The following is a 16,409-nucleotide window of genomic DNA, read 5'->3' on the forward strand; positions in this document are numbered from 1 at the left end:
AAGAGCCATGCCAAAACGTACAGACATAAAAAGTATCCTGATTCTGGGCGCGGGCCCGATTGTTATCGGTCAGGCGTGTGAGTTTGACTACTCCGGTGCCCAGGCGTGTAAAGCGCTGCGCGAAGAGGGCTACCGCGTCATTCTGGTGAACTCCAACCCGGCCACCATCATGACCGACCCGGAAATGGCCGATGCCACCTACATCGAGCCGATTCACTGGGAAGTGGTGCGTAAAATCATCGAAAAAGAGCGCCCGGATGCGGTGCTGCCGACCATGGGCGGCCAGACCGCGCTGAACTGTGCGCTGGAGCTGGAGCGTCAGGGCGTGCTGGAAGAGTTCGGCGTGACCATGATTGGTGCTACCGCTGATGCGATTGATAAAGCAGAAGATCGTCGCCGTTTCGACGTAGCGATGAAGAAAATCGGCCTCGACACCGCGCGCTCCGGTATCGCGCACACCATGGAAGAGGCGCTGGCGGTTGCCGCTGACGTCGGCTTCCCATGCATCATCCGCCCAAGCTTCACCATGGGCGGCACCGGTGGCGGTATCGCCTACAACCGCGAAGAGTTCGAAGAAATCTGTGAACGCGGTCTGGATCTCTCGCCAACCAACGAGCTGCTGATTGATGAATCGCTGATCGGCTGGAAAGAGTACGAGATGGAAGTGGTGCGTGATAAAAACGACAACTGCATCATCGTCTGCTCTATCGAAAACTTCGATGCGATGGGCATCCACACCGGTGACTCCATCACCGTGGCGCCAGCGCAGACCCTGACCGACAAAGAATACCAAATCATGCGTAACGCCTCGATGGCGGTACTGCGTGAAATCGGCGTAGAAACCGGCGGTTCTAACGTGCAGTTCTCGGTGAACCCGAAAGACGGTCGCCTGATTGTTATCGAAATGAACCCGCGCGTATCCCGCTCCTCGGCGCTGGCCTCGAAAGCGACCGGCTTCCCGATTGCTAAAGTGGCTGCCAAGCTGGCAGTGGGTTACACCCTCGATGAACTGATGAACGACATCACCGGCGGCCGTACCCCGGCTTCCTTCGAGCCGTCCATCGACTACGTTGTGACGAAGATTCCACGCTTCAACTTCGAGAAATTCGTTGGCGCTAACGACCGTCTGACCACGCAGATGAAATCTGTCGGTGAAGTGATGGCGATTGGCCGCACGCAGCAGGAATCCCTGCAGAAAGCGCTGCGCGGTCTGGAAGTGGGCGCGACCGGCTTCGACCCGAAAGTAAGCCTCGATGACCCTGAAGCGCTGACCAAAATCCGCCGCGAACTGAAAGACGCGGGCGCTGAGCGTATCTGGTACATCGCCGATGCCTTCCGCGCGGGCCTCTCCGTCGACGGCGTGTTCAACCTGACCAACATCGACCGCTGGTTCCTGGTACAGATTGAAGAGCTGGTGCGTCTGGAAGAGAAAGTGGCTGAAGTGGGCATCAATGGCCTCGACGCTGACTTCCTGTTCCACCTGAAACGCAAAGGCTTTGCCGATGCGCGTCTGGCAAAACTGGCGGGCGTCCGCGAAGCGGAAATCCGCAAGCTGCGTGACCAGTACAACCTGCACCCGGTCTACAAGCGTGTGGACACCTGTGCGGCGGAATTTGCTACCGACACCGCTTACATGTACTCCACCTATGAAGAAGAGTGCGAGTCCAATCCTTCCGTAGACCGCGATAAAATCATGGTCCTCGGCGGCGGCCCGAACCGTATCGGTCAGGGTATCGAATTTGACTACTGCTGCGTACACGCCTCGCTGGCGCTGCGTGAAGACGGTTACGAGACCATCATGGTCAACTGTAACCCGGAAACCGTCTCTACCGACTATGACACTTCCGACCGCCTGTACTTCGAGCCGGTAACCCTGGAAGACGTGCTGGAAATCGTGCGCATCGAGAAGCCGAAGGGCGTTATCGTACAGTACGGCGGCCAGACTCCGCTGAAGCTGGCGCGTGAACTGGAAGCCGCAGGCGTACCGGTTATCGGCACCAGCCCGGATGCTATCGACCGCGCAGAAGACCGTGAGCGCTTCCAGCATGCGGTTGACCGTCTGAAGCTGAAACAGCCAGCCAACGCCACCGTGACCGCGATTGAACAAGCGGTTGAGAAGGCAAAAGAGATTGGCTACCCGCTGGTGGTGCGTCCGTCCTACGTTCTCGGCGGCCGTGCGATGGAAATCGTCTACGACGAAGCTGACCTTAAGCGCTACTTCCAGACCGCCGTCAGCGTTTCCAACGACGCGCCGGTGCTGCTGGACCGCTTCCTGGACGATGCGATTGAAGTCGACGTCGACGCTATCTGCGACGGCGAAATGGTGCTGATTGGCGGCATCATGGAGCACATCGAGCAGGCTGGCGTTCACTCCGGTGACTCCGCGTGTTCCCTGCCAGCCTACACGCTGAGCCAGGAAATTCAGAACGTGATGCGTGAGCAGGTGCAGAAGCTGGCCTTCGAGCTGCAGGTTCGCGGCCTGATGAACGTGCAGTTCGCGGTGAAAGACAACGAAGTCTACCTGATTGAAGTCAACCCGCGTGCGGCGCGTACCGTACCGTTCGTCTCCAAAGCGACCGGCGTACCGCTGGCGAAAGTGGCGGCGCGCGTGATGGCAGGGAAAACCCTGAAGCAGCAGGGCGTGACCGAAGAAATCATCCCACCGTACTACTCGGTGAAAGAAGTGGTGCTGCCGTTCAACAAATTCCCAGGCGTTGACCCACTGTTAGGGCCAGAAATGCGCTCTACCGGGGAAGTGATGGGCGTAGGCCGTACCTTCGCGGAAGCGTTCGCTAAGGCTCAGCTCGGCAGTAACTCCACCATGAAGAAACAGGGCCGTGCGCTGCTCTCCGTTCGCGAAGGCGACAAAGAGCGCGTGGTTGACCTGGCCGCTAAGCTGCTGAAACAGGGCTTCGAGCTGGACGCAACCCACGGTACCGCGATTGTACTGGGTGAAGCGGGTATCAACCCGCGCCTGGTGAACAAGGTGCATGAAGGTCGTCCGCACATTCAGGACCGTATCAAGAATGGCGAATACACCTACATCATCAACACCACCGCAGGTCGTCAGGCGATTGAAGACTCTAAGCTGATTCGCCGTAGCGCCCTGCAGTACAAAGTGCATTATGACACTACCCTGAACGGCGGTTTCGCGACGGCGATGGCGCTGAATGCCGATGCCACTGAGAAGGTGACCTCGGTACAGGAAATGCACGCGCAGATCAAAAAGTCATAAACAAAGAGTCCGGTGATAATTGCGTTAACCGGACCTGCAATATAATCTTGAAAGGGTTTCTGTAAAGAAACCCTTTTTTTATCTCTCGTAAGGTCATTCCTGGCCAAATGCAGTTTCATAACCACATTTTCAATGTAATAAGCACGATATTGCTCACACTAATCAACATTCAAGTCGCATACTATCTTTTATATCCACAATTTTAATATGGCTTAGTTTTTATTAATTTGGACAGGCCGTAGCCAGACTTTTAATTTGTGAAATGGTGTGCTTATGTGTGAAAAATATGTTGAAAGACCGCTTTATTTGTTAATTGCTGACTGGATGATGGCTGAAGATCGTTGGATCACCGCAAAAGAAATTTCCCGCCATTTTGATATTGAACACTGCAAAGCAATTAATACGCTCTCTTATATTCTGTCGGAAGTGGGAGAAATTGTTTGTGAAGTTAAGATGATCCCTAATCAGATTGCAGGCCGGGGCTGCCAGTGCCAGCGTCTGGTAAAAGTCATCAGTATTGATTCTCACCTCTACAACCGATTGAGCCACAATTTGCAGGAAAAAAAGGTGAGTGTGGCGAAAACGCCGCGGCTGTCTGCCGTTCCCCCAACAGAGCTCAACCGTGAGCAGAAATGGCAGATGATGCTCTCCAAGAGTATGCGTCGCTAATTGTCAGTTGCCTGATGGCGGCATAAACGGTGGTTGACGCGTAGGCCGGATAAGCGTGAGCGAATCCGGCATCAATTACTGTGCTGATTTGGGTTTTACGTCCGTCGTGCCTTTCAGGCGCGGCCGGTGTTCTTCGACCCGCGTTAATGGCTGCGTTTCGCGTAAACCTGCCCGGCAGCGGACCGCAAGATCCTGATACTCTTTGGTGTTTAACCGTTTCCAGTGCAGTTCCTGGTCCGTGACTTCACGCAATACGCGAGCGGGTGAGCCCACCAGCATCTGCCTTGCCTCCCCCTGAAATCCGGCTTTGACAAAGCTCATGGCGGCGACAATGCTCTCTTCACCAATCGCTGCGCCGTCCATAATGACGCTGTTCATGCCGATCAGCGCATCTCTGCCCACCACGCAACCGTGCAGGATTGCGCCATGGCCGATATGCCCATTCTCATGCACGATGGTGTCAGTGTCGCAATAACCGTGCATGATGCAGCCATCCTGCAAGTTAGAACCTGCCTCCAGAATCAGGCGACCATAGTCACCGCGCAGTGAGGCATGCGGGCCGACGTAGACGCCAGCCCCCACGATTACATCACCAATCAACACGGCGCTGGGATGAACATACGCCTCTGGATGCACTACCGGAATCAGGCCTTCAAAGGCGTAATAGCTCATCGGTTATCAGCGTCCTTTCCACTCCGGATCGCGTTTTTCTGCAAACGCCTGCGGTCCTTCAAGCGCATCTTCGGAGTGCAGCACTGACGGATAGTGCTTCAGCACGCCGCTGCGGATGTAGCGGTAGCCTTCTTCCACCGGCATTTCGCTGGTCGCACGATAAATCTCTTTCAGCGCGGCGATCGCCAGCGGGGCGCTATTCACTAGCTGCTGCGCCAGTTCGCGCGCACTATCCATCAGTTCGCTCTGGCTGACAACGCGGTTGACGATACCCCAACGCAGCGCTTCTTCGGCACTCATTCGTCTGCCGGTCATCATCATTTCGTTGACGATAGCCGGTGGCAGTAGCTTCGGCAGACGTAGAACGCCTCCGCTGTCAGGTACGATCCCGAGCTTGGCTTCCGGTAGCGCGAAGCTGGCATTTTCCGCGCAGACGATAAAATCCGCCGCCAGCGCTAATTCAAAACCACCGCCAAACGCATAGCCGTTTACCGCAGCGATGACCGGTTTATTAAGGTCGAAAATTTCGGTTAAACCGGCAAAGCCGCCTGGGCCAAAATCGGCATCCGGCGCTTCACCTTCAGCCGCTGCTTTTAAGTCCCAGCCCGCAGAAAAGAATTTCTCACCGCCGCCGGTGATTATCGCTACGCGTAATTCCGGGTCATCACGAAAATTAAGAAACGCTTCACCCATGGCAAAACTGGTTTTTGCATCAATGGCATTGGCTTTAGGCCGGTCGAGGGTAATTTCCAGAATCGGGCCGTTACGGGTCAGATGTAATGATTCACTCATAGTTCATCTCCAGATAAATAGATTTCCCGGCAGGAGGAATTCCTACCGGGAGGGTTATTTCAGATTTTTTTTGATTATTTTTCCTGAACAATTGCGCGGCAGGTCGGTTCTTATCTCCATAAACGAGGGAACCTTGAATTTCGCCATATTGTTTTCGCAGAAGCTGAAGAACTCGGCCTCGCTTAATGTTTCACCTTCATTAAGGACGATAAACGCTTTAATGGCTTCATCACGGATTGAATCTTTAATACCGACAACCACAATGTCCTGAATTTTCGGATGCGCAGAAATAATATTTTCCAGCTCGACGCAGGAGACATTTTCTCCGCCGCGTTTAATCATGTTGCAGCGTCTGTCGACGAAATAAAAATAGCCATCCGCATCCTGATAGCCCGAATCTCCGGTATGTAACCAGCCTTCAGGTTCCAGTGCTTTGGCGGTAGCCTCCGGCTGGGCATAGTACTCTTTGAAGATTGTTTTGCCCGGCACGCCTTTAATACAGATTTCGCCAATTTCTCCGGCGGGCAGGGGACGGTTGTGATCGTCACGGATTTCGGCTTCATAGCTAAATCCCACGCGGCCAATGGAGGGCCAGCGTCGTTTGTCACCGGGACGGTCGCCGATAATACCGACGATGGTTTCAGTCATACCGTAGGAGGTCAGCAGCCTGACGCCAAAGCGTTCGGTAAAGGCGTCTTTTTCCTGTGCGGATAAATTGAGATAGAACATTACTTCGCGTAGGTGATGCTGTCTGTCGGTTGGCGCGTCAGGTTGTACCATCAGCGTTCTGATCATCATCGGAATGCATTCGGTAACCGTCGCCTTATATCTATGCACCTGATTCCAGAACGCCCTGGCACTGTACTTCTCTAGCAGCACAAAGGTGCTGCCAGCGGAGAATGCGGGCATTGCGGCGGTACACTGACAGTCGATATGAAAAGCGGGCATCACCGTCATGTAGACGTCATCATCGCGCAGAGCGATTTGCCAGGAAGTGTAGTAGCCTGCAAAACGCAGGTTGTAGTGGGTAATCACCACCCCTTTAGGCCGTGAAGTGGTGCCTGAGGTAAACAGAATTTCCGCCGTATCGTCAGTGGATAACGCAGGTGTATAGCACAGCGTGGCGGACTGGCGGGATTGCAGTTGGGTAAAGTGGCTCACGCCGTCGTCAACCGGAAGCTGTTCGCCAATCAGGCAGATATGATTAAGCGGTGTGGTATTTTCCAGCCGTATCTGGCGGTACATAGGATAAAACTGGGCGCTGGTGACCAGCAGACTTACCTGGCTGTTTTGCAGGATCCAGGCACTTTCTTCGCCCAGTAAGCGGGCATTAATCGGTACCATAATGGCGCCAATTTTTGCCAGCCCAAACCAGCAAAAAATGAATTCCGGACAGTTATCCAGATGCAATGCGACCTTATCGCCCTTGCGGATCCCTAAGGAATGGAAAAGGTTTGCCGTGCGGTTAATCTCTTCATTGAGCGAGGCATAGCTAAACTGCCGAACGACTCCTTCGCAGGATTCGAAAATTAACGCCGTTTTATCTCCGTACACCCCGGCCAGGTCGTCCCACATCTGACGTAAGTTTTGTCCGCCAACGATATCCATATTGCTTTATCCACTGAAATCAGGCGTGAGCGCTAACCAATGAGCGGTCAGCGCGTCGCGTTTATTCCTCAACTCTGGCCAGGCCTTTGCCGACCAGCTCATTTATGTCTGCTTCGCTATAACCAATGTTTTTCAGAATGGCGGCAGTATCCATGCCATGTGACGGCATGCCACGCCAGATTTTCCCCGGGTTGTTTTTAAATTTCGGCATGATGTTCGGACCTTTGCAGGTGCGGCCATCCATTGTTTGCCACTGAGTAATGGATTCACGGGCAACGTACTGCGGGTTGCCTTCCAGTTCCGGAATGGTCAGCACCTTCGCGCAGGCGATATTCAGCTCAGCAAAGCGCGCCTGGACTTCGGCGATGGTGTGCGTTGCCAGCCAGGCGTCCAGTTTCTCTTCCACGAGCGGGCCGTAAGGGCATTCCACGCGATGGATAAGCTGGGTACCTTCCGGAACTTCCGGCGTGCCAAGAATGTGGGCGAGGCCAATATCTTTGAAGCACTCGTTGATTTGCGTGATGCCGACCAGCTCCATGACGATATAGCCATCGGCGCATTTATACAGGCCGCAGCCAGCGTAATACGGGTCTTTGCCTTTGGTCATGCGTGGGCAAATTTCGCCGCCGTTGAAGTAATCCATCATGAAATACTGACCCATGCGCAGCATCACCTCGTACATGGCGATATCGATGCTTTCACCTTTACCCGTTTCGCGGACTTTGTGCAGAGCCGCCAGCGCCGCTGTCGTCGCGGTCATCCCGGAGAAGTAATCGGCGGTGTACGGGAAGGCTGGCATTGGCTGATCCACGTCACCGTTTTGGATCAGATAGCCGCTAAATGCCTGTGCGATGGTGTTATACGCTGGAAGATTGGTGTACTCCTCGGTACCAAACTGGCCGAAGCCGGAAAGGTGGGCGATAACCAGTTTCGGGTTATGTTCCCACAGCACTTCATCGGTAATACCGCGGCGGGCAAAGGCCGGGCCTTTACTGGCTTCAATGAAAATATCGGTGGTTTCCATCAGCTTCAGAAACGCTTCCCGGCCTTCATCTTTGAAAATATTCAGCGACAGGGCATGCAGATTACGGCGTGAGAGCTGCGGATAGTTAGGTTGCACACGGATGGTATCGGCCCATGCGACGTTTTCAATCCAGATAACCTCAGCACCCCATTCGGCGAACATCTGTCCGGCGAACGGACCGGCAATTTCGATCCCTGAAAAGACAACGCGTACCCCGGAAAGCGGGCCGAAGGCTGGCATTGGTAAATGATGCATCATTTTTCTCCTGGCATTTTTTTTGTAGGCCCGGTAAGCGCAGCGCCACCGGGCATATTGCCGGATGGTGGCGTAAACGCCTTATCCGGCCTACGAAACGAACGAATCAACGGTATTGCTTCAATACCGCACGACCCAACGTCAGGATCTGCATTTCGTCAGAACCACCAGAAACACGGTCAACGCGCAGGTCACGCCAGAAGCGCGTGATGCGATGGTTACCCGCGATACCCACGCCACCCAGCACCTGCATGGCGGTGTCTACCACTTCAAATGCCGCGTTGGCGCAGAAGTATTTGCACATGGCCGCGTCGCCCGAGGTAATAGTGCCGTTATCCGCTTTCCATGCGGCTTCCAGCAGCATGTTTTTCATGGAGTTCAGTTTGATCGCCATGTGCGCGAACTTCTCCTGAATCAGCTGGAAACGGCCGATCGTTTCACCAAACTGTACGCGTTGGTTGGCATAACGCGCTGCGTCTTCAAAAGCGCACATTGCCGTACCGTAGTTGGTCAGTGCGACGAGGAAGCGTTCATGGTCAAACTCTTCTTTCACGCGGTTGAAGCCATTACCTTCCCGACCGAACATGTCTTTCTCGTCCAGTTCAACGTCATCAAAGGTGATTTCACAGCAGCTATCCATGCGCAGACCGAGTTTCTCCAGTTTGTTGACCTTGATACCCGCTTTGCTCATGTCAACAAACCACTCGGTATAAACAGGTTTATCCGGTGATGCACCATCTCTCGCCATCACTACAATGTACGGGGTATAGGCGCTACTGGTGATAAAGCACTTACTGCCATTAAGATAAACCTTACCATTTTTGCGTGTATAAGTGGTTTTCAGACTGCCAACATCCGATCCCGCTCCCGGTTCGGTAATTGCAGAGTTCCACATCTGCTTACCTGTTCCCTGGAACGCCATGATTTTATCAATTTGCTCTTGGGTACCTTCACGCAGAAAAGTGTTAAAACCCCCCGGTAACTGGTACAGCACATAGGTTGGTGCGCCAAGACGTCCGAGTTCCATCCAGACGGCGGCAACGGTGACAAAACCGGCTTCCAGCCCGCCGTGTTCTTCCGGGATCAACAGGCTATCGATGCCCATATCTGCCAGTGCTTTTACAAAACGCTCAGGGTAGACGCTGTCGCGATCGCACTCGGCAAAATAAGCTTCCCAGTTCTCACTGGCCATCAGTTCACGAATACCGGCGACAAACAGTTCCTGCTCGTCATTTAAGTTGAAATCCATCTTTCAGCCTCTTGATCAATTGGGTTAATAAGAATTACTTGTCTTTCCAGTGCACTTTGGCGTCTTTAATAAAGGACAGCGTCACCATGATGTTGACGAAGAACAGCGGACATCCTCCGGCGATAATTGCGGTCTGAATGGGCTTCAGCCCACCCAGCGCCAGCAGAACGATGCCGATGACGCCGACCAGAACGGACCAACCGATACGCACCAACAGCGGCGGTTCTTCACCATCACGAACTTCGCGACAGGTGGACATCGCCAGGGTGTAGGAGCAGGCGTTAATTAGCGTGACGGTGGCAATAAAGCAGAGGATAAAGAAGCCCCACATGGTGGCGGTGCTGAATGGCAAGGCGGCCCAGGTTTCGATAATGGCGCGCGCCACGCCGTGTTGTTCAATCAGCTGCGGGATGTTGAGAATGTTTTTATCCATCAGCAGCAGCGTGTTGCTGCCAAGGACTGTCCACAGGATCCAGGTGGAAGCGGTCAGGCCCAGCACCATCCCAAAGCACAGTTCACGTACGGTACGACCTCGAGAAATACGCGCCAGGAAGATACTCATCTGGATGGCGTAAATGACCCACCACGCCCAGTAGAAAACAGTCCAGCCCTGCGGGAATCCGCCTTTACCGATGGCATCGGTATAGAACAGCATGCGCGGCAGATACATCAGCAGCATGCCGACCGAGTCGGTGAAGTAGTTCATGATGAAGCTGGCGCCGCTGACGATAAACACCCAGCCCAGCATCAGGAAGCTCAGGTAGCTACGCACGTCGCTGGCGATTCTGACTCCTTTTTGCAGGCCACAGGCTACGCAAATGGCGTTCAGAATGATCCAGCAGGTAATGATGATGGCGTCGAGTTGCAGCGTATGCGGAATACCGAACAGCCATTGCATACACTCGGTTACCAGCGGCGTCGCCAGACCGAGGCTGGTACCCATCGCGAAGATCAGCGCCACCAGGTAGAAGTTATCAACGATGGTGCCGAACAGCCCTTTCGCATGCTTTTCGCCCACTAACGGTACGAGCGTGGAGCTGGGACGGATGACGTCCATCTTGCGCACAAAGAAGAAATAGGCGAAGGCCACAGAAAGGAAGCTGTAGGTTGCCCACGGCAACGGCCCCCAGTGGAACAGGCTGTACGCCAGACCGATCTCTTTAGCACCCGTGGAATTGGGCTCCAAAGCGAACGGCGGGGTAGAGATATAGTAGTAGATCTCGATGGAACCCCAGAACAGCACCGCGGCGGATGTACAGGAGGCGAACATCATAAAAATCCAGCTGGCGGTACTAAACTCGGGTTTTTCGTCGCCTAATTTCTTTTTGGCATACGGGCCAAAGACTAACCAGAACCATCCGAAGAGCATGACGACCATATACCATTCGAATGCCCAACCCCAGACGTTGGTGACATAACTGAATACCGCATTAATAACGACGTTAGCGGCATCAAGATCTCTTACTGTTAGCCAACAAAGTATCCCAACAATTATTAATGGCGGAAAAAAAACCTTCGGTTCAATTCCCGATTTTCTCTTTTCATTTTTCATAAGTGAATTCCAGTGTGAAAACGAAATTTATTTAGCGTGCCCGTATGTGATCGTTTGTTTATTTATTATTAATGATTTGTTGATGACTTTTTAACCTCTGGGGCGCCTCAGTGAGTAACTCATAATGGGTATTCATTTCCGGCTATTCTGTTATCTGTGTCACACTTTTTTATGCTGGTTATTTTGTCTGGAAATCTAGATAATTTCTTTGTTAATCATGATATTGACATTGGTTTTTTAACTTTTTTAAGTGACTGGCGTTCAATATTGTTGAACCAGCAGACAATATTGAAAATTTTCATATTTGACGTGATTCTTTCAATATTGGTGAGGCATGTAACACTATTGAAAGTTACGAATTTCAATGTGTGACATTTTCAATATTGGTGATTAAGGTTTTATTTCCGAATTAAAGAGCGTGATATCTGTATTTAACACCGCCGATATAAATACGTTTCCTTCATGATTTCTGGAGATGCAATGAAGATAATTACTTGCTACAAATGCGTACCTGATGAGCAGGATATTGCGATTAATAATGCTGATGGAACACTCGATTTCAGCAAAGCAGATGGCAAAATCAGCCAATATGATCTGAATGCGATCGAAGCGGCTTGCCAGTTAAAACAGCAGGTGGGAGAGGCTCAGGTTGTGGCCATGAGCGTCGGAGGCAAAGCGCTGACCAATGCAAAAGGGCGCAAAGATGTGCTTTCCCGTGGCCCTGATGAACTGATTGTTGTCATTGACGATCAATTTGAACAGGCGCTGCCGCAACAAACTGCCACTGCGCTGGCTGCCGCCGTGCAAAAATCCGGTTTTGATCTGCTTATTTGCGGCGACGGTTCTTCCGATCTTTATGCTCAGCAGGTTGGTCTGCTGGTGGGCGAAATGCTGGACGTGCCGGCGATAAACGGCGTGAGCAAAATCCTCTCTCTTACCGACAGCACTCTGACGGTAGAGCGTGAACTGGAAGATGAAGTTGAAACCCTGAGTATCCCGCTTCCGGCGGTTATCGCGGTCTCTACTGACATCAACACCCCTCAAATCCCTTCCATGAAAGCCATTCTTGGTGCGGCGAAAAAACCGGTTCAGGTTTGGTCACCTGCAGACTTTGGGCTGAACAGCGTGCAGGCGTATTCCGCACAACAGGTTGCTGCGCCGAAACAGCGCGAGCGTCAGCGCGTTGTAATTGAAGGTGACGGTGAAGAACAGATTGCCGCGTTTGTCGAGAATCTTCGCAAAATCATTTAATTATCAGGGGATGTTATGAACAAATTTTCCAGTATCTGGGTATTCAGCGATACCCCTTCTCGTCTGCCGGAACTGATGAATGGTGCGCAGGCTTTAGGTGAAAAAGTTAACACGTTTGTGCTCAGCGATGCGGACAGCGCAACGGCATGTCATTTAGGCGCGGATCATGTCTGGCTGCTCAGCGGCAAACCAGAAGACCGTATGGTTGAAGACTACGCCGATGTGATGGCTCAGACCATTCGTCAGCACAGCGAGGGCGGCGCGGTGCTGCTGCCGAATACACGTCGGGGCAAGCTGTTAGCGGCAAAGCTGGGCTTTCGCTTGTCGGCTGCAGTCTCAAATGATGCCAGCGCAGTCGCGGTGCAGGATGGAAAAGCGGCGGTCAAACATATGGTCTACGGCGGCCTGGCGATGGGAGCAGAAACAATCGCTTCACCGTTTGCCGTGATCACTCTCAGTAGCGGAACGTTTGACGCGCAGCAACCGGATACCACCCGCAGCGGCGAGATGCATACCGTACAGTGGCAGGCTCCGGCCATTGTCGTGACCCGTACGGCAACTCAGGCGCGTCAGAGCAACAGCGTCGATCTCGACAAAGCCCGTCTGGTGGTCAGCGTGGGACGCGGTATTGGTAGCAAAGAAAATATCTCGCTGGCAGAAGCGCTGTGCCAGACGATTGGCGCTGAGCTGGCCTGTTCCCGTCCGGTGGCGGAAAACGAGAAGTGGATGGAGCATGAACGCTACGTCGGCATCTCCAACCTGATGCTTAAGCCTGAACTGTATCTGGCCGTGGGGATCTCCGGGCAGATCCAACATATGGTCGGTGCCAACGGCGCACAGACGATTTTCGCCATCAACAAAGACAAAAATGCGCCGATTTTCCAGTATGCAGATTATGGCATCGTTGGCGATGCGCTGAAGATCCTGCCTGCGCTGACGGCTGCCTTAGCGCGTTAAACCATTCGGGCAGGATGCGAAGGTATCCTGCCGCTGACAGGAGTACGTATGTCCGAAGATATCTTTGATGCCATCATAGTGGGTGCAGGTCTGGCTGGTTCGGTTGCGGCGCTGGTGCTGGCTCGGGAAGGTGCACAGGTGCTGGTTATCGAGCGCGGCAATTCTGCTGGCGCGAAGAATGTCACCGGTGGGCGCATGTATGCGCATAGCCTGGAGCGCATCATTCCCGGTTTTGCTGAGCAGGCCCCCATTGAACGCATAATCACCCACGAAAAGCTCGCCTTTATGACCGACAAAGGGGCGATGACCATCGACTATTGCAATGGTGAAGAGGCCGCATCGTCGCAGGTTTCTTATTCCGTCTTACGTAGCAAATTTGACGCCTGGCTGATGGAGCAGGCCGAGGAGGCGGGCGCCCAGCTTATCACCGGTATTCGTGTGGATAACGTTGTGCAGCGCGAGGGTAAAGTCGTGGGCGTGGAAGCCGACGGCGATATTCTGGAAGCCAAAGTGGTGATCCTCGCCGACGGGGTGAATTCTCTGCTGGCTGAAAAGCTGGGTATGGCAAAGCGCGTCGAGGCATCGCATGTTGCCGTCGGCGTAAAAGAGCTGATCGAACTGCCAAAATCGGTAATTGAAGATCGTTTCCAGTTACAGGGGAACGAAGGTGCAGCCTGCCTGTTTGCCGGATCGCCAACCGATGGATTGATGGGCGGTGGCTTTCTCTATACGAATGAAACGACCCTTTCTCTGGGGCTGGTCTGCGGCCTTCATCACCTGAAAGACGCGAAAAAATCGGTCCCGCAAATGCTGGAAGATTTCAAACAGCATCCGGCGGTTGCCCCACTGATCGCCGGTGGCAAGCTGGTGGAATATGCCGCGCACGTCGTACCTGAAGCCGGTATGAATATGCAGCCAGAACTGGTGGGGGACGGTGTGCTGATTGCCGGTGACGCTGCCGGAATGTGTATGAACCTCGGCTTTACCATTCGCGGTATGGATCTCGCCATTTCCGCAGGCGAAGCGGCGGCGAAAACGGTGCTTTCAGCGATGAAGCGCGACGACTTTAGCAAGCAGTCGCTGGGTGAATACCGTCAGCATCTGGACGATGGCCCGATGCGCGATATGCGTATTTACCAGAAGCTTCCTGCTTTTCTTGATAACCCGCGCATGTTTACCGCCTATCCCGAAATGGCGGTCAGTATCGCACGCGACCTGTTCACCGTAGATGGTTCCGCCCCGGTGCCAATGCGTAAAAAAATCCTGCGCCATGCGAAGAAAGTGGGCTTCATCAACCTGATGAAAGATGGCCTGAAAGGAGTGACCGTATTATGACATCTCCCGTCAATGTGGACGTCAAACTGGGCGTCAATAAGTTCAATGTCGATGAAGACAGCCCACATATCATTCTCAAAACCGATCCTGATAAACAGGCGCTGGAAGTGCTGATTAAGGCCTGTCCAGCAGGGCTGTATAAAAAGCAGGACGACGGCAGCGTACGGTTTGATTACGCCGGATGCCTGGAGTGCGGAACGTGCCGCATTCTCGGGCTCGATACAGCGCTGGAAAAGTGGGAATACCCGCGTGGGACATTTGGCGTGGAGTTTCGCTACGGTTAATAAGTACGAGGTTGTGCACCCGTAGGCCGGATAAGACGCGCTAGCGTCGCCATCCGGCAATCATGTGACGCCAGTGCCGGATGGGGGCGTAAACGCCTTATCCGGCCTATAGATGACGCTTTGCCCGTGTTGAAACAGGAAGTCGCTATGCAGCAGCCCAGGAACTTTGATGACATCAAATTTACCTCTATTCACCGCCGGATAATGCTGTGGGGAAGCGGTGGGCCATTTCTGGATGGTTATGTGCTGGTGATGATTGGCGTAGCGCTGGAACAGCTCACGCCAGCATTGAAACTGGACGCACAGTGGATTGGTCTGCTGGGTGCCGGCACGCTCGCCGGTCTGTTTGTGGGGACGTCGCTGTTTGGCTACATTTCCGATAAAGTCGGGCGGCGCAAAATGTTCATCATCGATATTATCGCCATTGGCGTGATATCGGCAGCAACCATGTTTGTTTCCTCGCCCGTTGAGCTGTTGGTGATGCGCGTGCTGATCGGCATTGTGATTGGTGCCGATTATCCGATTGCTACCTCGATGATTACCGAGTTCTCCAATACCCGCCAGCGCGCTTTCTCCATCGGTTTTATCGCCGCGATGTGGTATGTCGGCGCCACCTGTGCCGATCTGGTCGGTTACTGGCTTTATGATGTTGAGGGAGGATGGCGCTGGATGCTGGGCAGCGCGGTGATCCCCTGTATTTTGATCCTGATTGGGCGCTTCGATCTTCCTGAATCGCCGCGCTGGCTGCTGCGTAAAGGTCGGGTGAAAGAGTGTGAAGCGATGATGATCAAACTGTTCGGCGAACCGGTGGTGTTCGACGAAGAGGCGCCGCAGGAGACGCGTTTTCTCCAGCTGTTTAACCGCCGTCATTTCCCGTTTGTCCTGTTTGTTGCCGCTATCTGGACCTGTCAGGTGATCCCGATGTTCGCCATTTATACTTTTGGTCCGCAGATTGTTGGACTGTTGGGGCTTGGTGCCGGGAAAAGCGCCGCGTTGGGCAATGTGGTGATAAGCCTGTGCTTTATGCTGGGGTGCATTCCGCCCATGTTCTGGCTCAATAGCGCGGGCCGTCGGCCATTGTTAATTGGCAGCTTTATTATGATGACGCTGGCGTTGGCTGTACTGGGGTTAATTCCTGATATGGGGGCGTGGCTGGTAGTGCTGGCGTTTGCCGTGTACGCGTTTTTCTCGGGGGGACCGGGAAACCTGCAGTGGCTATACCCAAACGAGCTGTTCCCTACCGACATTCGCGCGTCTGCCGTCGGGGTGATTATGTCCTTAAGCCGCATCGGTACTATTGTTTCAACCTGGGCGCTGCCGGTATTCATCACCAAATACGGTATCAGCAATGTCATGCTGATGGGCGCAGGAATTTCGCTGATTGGCCTGCTTGTGTCCATCGCTTTCGCCCCGGAAACGCGAGGTCTGACGCTGGCGCAAACCAGTCAAATGACGATTCGCAGTAAGCCCGTGACCAGGGCGGGCTATTAGGAGTGTTCTGTATTTTCCCTGCAACTCAGTCAGTT

General features: G+C 53.5%; 13 protein-coding genes. 7 read left to right on the forward strand and 6 right to left on the reverse strand.

The features are described 5' to 3' along the window. Positions 1–7: 7 nt before the first annotated feature. Entirely contained in the window at positions 8–3,235 is a 3,228-nt protein-coding gene (carB, locus tag OGV71_RS04420) for a carbamoyl-phosphate synthase large subunit (RefSeq protein WP_204584127.1), read from the forward strand. Between the two features lie 273 nt (positions 3,236–3,508). Continuing rightward, positions 3,509–3,904 (forward strand): carnitine metabolism transcriptional regulator CaiF, encoded by a 396-nt coding sequence (caiF, locus tag OGV71_RS04425; RefSeq protein WP_003018912.1) that lies wholly within the window; start codon positions 3,509–3,511, stop codon positions 3,902–3,904. A gap of 75 nt (positions 3,905–3,979) precedes the next feature. On the opposite strand, the gene caiE is transcribed toward caiF, so the two are convergent. The 6 genes from caiE to caiT all read right to left on the reverse strand — a co-directional run bounded on the left by caiE (position 3,980) and on the right by caiT (position 11,056). Next, positions 3,980–4,576 (reverse strand): carnitine operon protein CaiE, encoded by a 597-nt coding sequence (gene caiE / locus OGV71_RS04430; RefSeq protein ID WP_003018909.1) that lies wholly within the window; start codon positions 4,574–4,576, stop codon positions 3,980–3,982. Positions 4,577–4,582: 6 nt separating this feature from the next. Beyond that, a complete protein-coding gene (gene caiD, locus OGV71_RS04435; RefSeq protein WP_048233926.1) occupies positions 4,583–5,368 on the reverse strand; it encodes a crotonobetainyl-CoA hydratase in 786 nt (261 codons plus the stop codon). A gap of 54 nt (positions 5,369–5,422) precedes the next feature. Further along, positions 5,423–6,976 (reverse strand): crotonobetaine/carnitine-CoA ligase, encoded by a 1,554-nt coding sequence (gene caiC / locus OGV71_RS04440; protein WP_204584125.1) that lies wholly within the window; start codon positions 6,974–6,976, stop codon positions 5,423–5,425. A gap of 61 nt (positions 6,977–7,037) precedes the next feature. Beyond that, positions 7,038–8,255, reverse strand: coding sequence for an L-carnitine CoA-transferase (gene caiB / locus OGV71_RS04445; RefSeq protein ID WP_204584347.1), 1,218 nt, complete (start codon positions 8,253–8,255; stop codon positions 7,038–7,040). A gap of 106 nt (positions 8,256–8,361) precedes the next feature. Then, positions 8,362–9,504, reverse strand: a complete 1,143-nt coding sequence (gene caiA / locus OGV71_RS04450) for a crotonobetainyl-CoA dehydrogenase (RefSeq protein ID WP_003018898.1) — start codon at positions 9,502–9,504, stop codon at positions 8,362–8,364. Positions 9,505–9,538: 34 nt separating this feature from the next. Further along, positions 9,539–11,056 (reverse strand): L-carnitine/gamma-butyrobetaine antiporter, encoded by a 1,518-nt coding sequence (gene caiT / locus OGV71_RS04455; RefSeq protein WP_003018896.1) that lies wholly within the window; start codon positions 11,054–11,056, stop codon positions 9,539–9,541. A 480-nt stretch (positions 11,057–11,536) separates the two neighbouring features. On the opposite strand from caiT, the gene OGV71_RS04460 reads away from it, so the two are divergent. The 5 genes from OGV71_RS04460 (at position 11,537) to OGV71_RS04480 (ending at position 16,374) form a co-directional block, all read left to right on the forward strand. Then, positions 11,537–12,307 (forward strand): electron transfer flavoprotein FixA, encoded by a 771-nt coding sequence (locus tag OGV71_RS04460; RefSeq protein WP_204584123.1) that lies wholly within the window; start codon positions 11,537–11,539, stop codon positions 12,305–12,307. A gap of 15 nt (positions 12,308–12,322) precedes the next feature. Further along, on the forward strand, positions 12,323–13,264 hold the full coding sequence (locus tag OGV71_RS04465; protein ID WP_048219742.1) for an electron transfer flavoprotein subunit alpha/FixB family protein: 942 nt from the start codon (positions 12,323–12,325) through the stop codon (positions 13,262–13,264). A gap of 48 nt (positions 13,265–13,312) precedes the next feature. Further along, positions 13,313–14,599: an FAD-dependent oxidoreductase gene (locus OGV71_RS04470; RefSeq protein ID WP_204584121.1), complete on the forward strand. Its 1,287-nt coding sequence runs from the start codon at positions 13,313–13,315 to the stop codon at positions 14,597–14,599. Further along, positions 14,596–14,883 carry a ferredoxin-like protein FixX gene (gene fixX / locus OGV71_RS04475; protein WP_000203736.1) on the forward strand — a complete coding sequence of 96 codons (288 nt, stop codon included), beginning with the start codon at positions 14,596–14,598 and terminating at the stop codon, positions 14,881–14,883. Before OGV71_RS04470 ends, fixX begins: the two co-directional genes overlap by 4 nt. Before the next feature lie 147 nt (positions 14,884–15,030). After that, positions 15,031–16,374: an MFS transporter gene (locus tag OGV71_RS04480; RefSeq protein ID WP_003845694.1), complete on the forward strand. Its 1,344-nt coding sequence runs from the start codon at positions 15,031–15,033 to the stop codon at positions 16,372–16,374. Positions 16,375–16,409: the final 35 nt, after the last annotated feature.

This window comes from Citrobacter sp. Cf088 (assembly GCF_030334295.1).
Classification (GTDB): Bacteria; Pseudomonadota; Gammaproteobacteria; order Enterobacterales; family Enterobacteriaceae; genus Citrobacter; species Citrobacter freundii.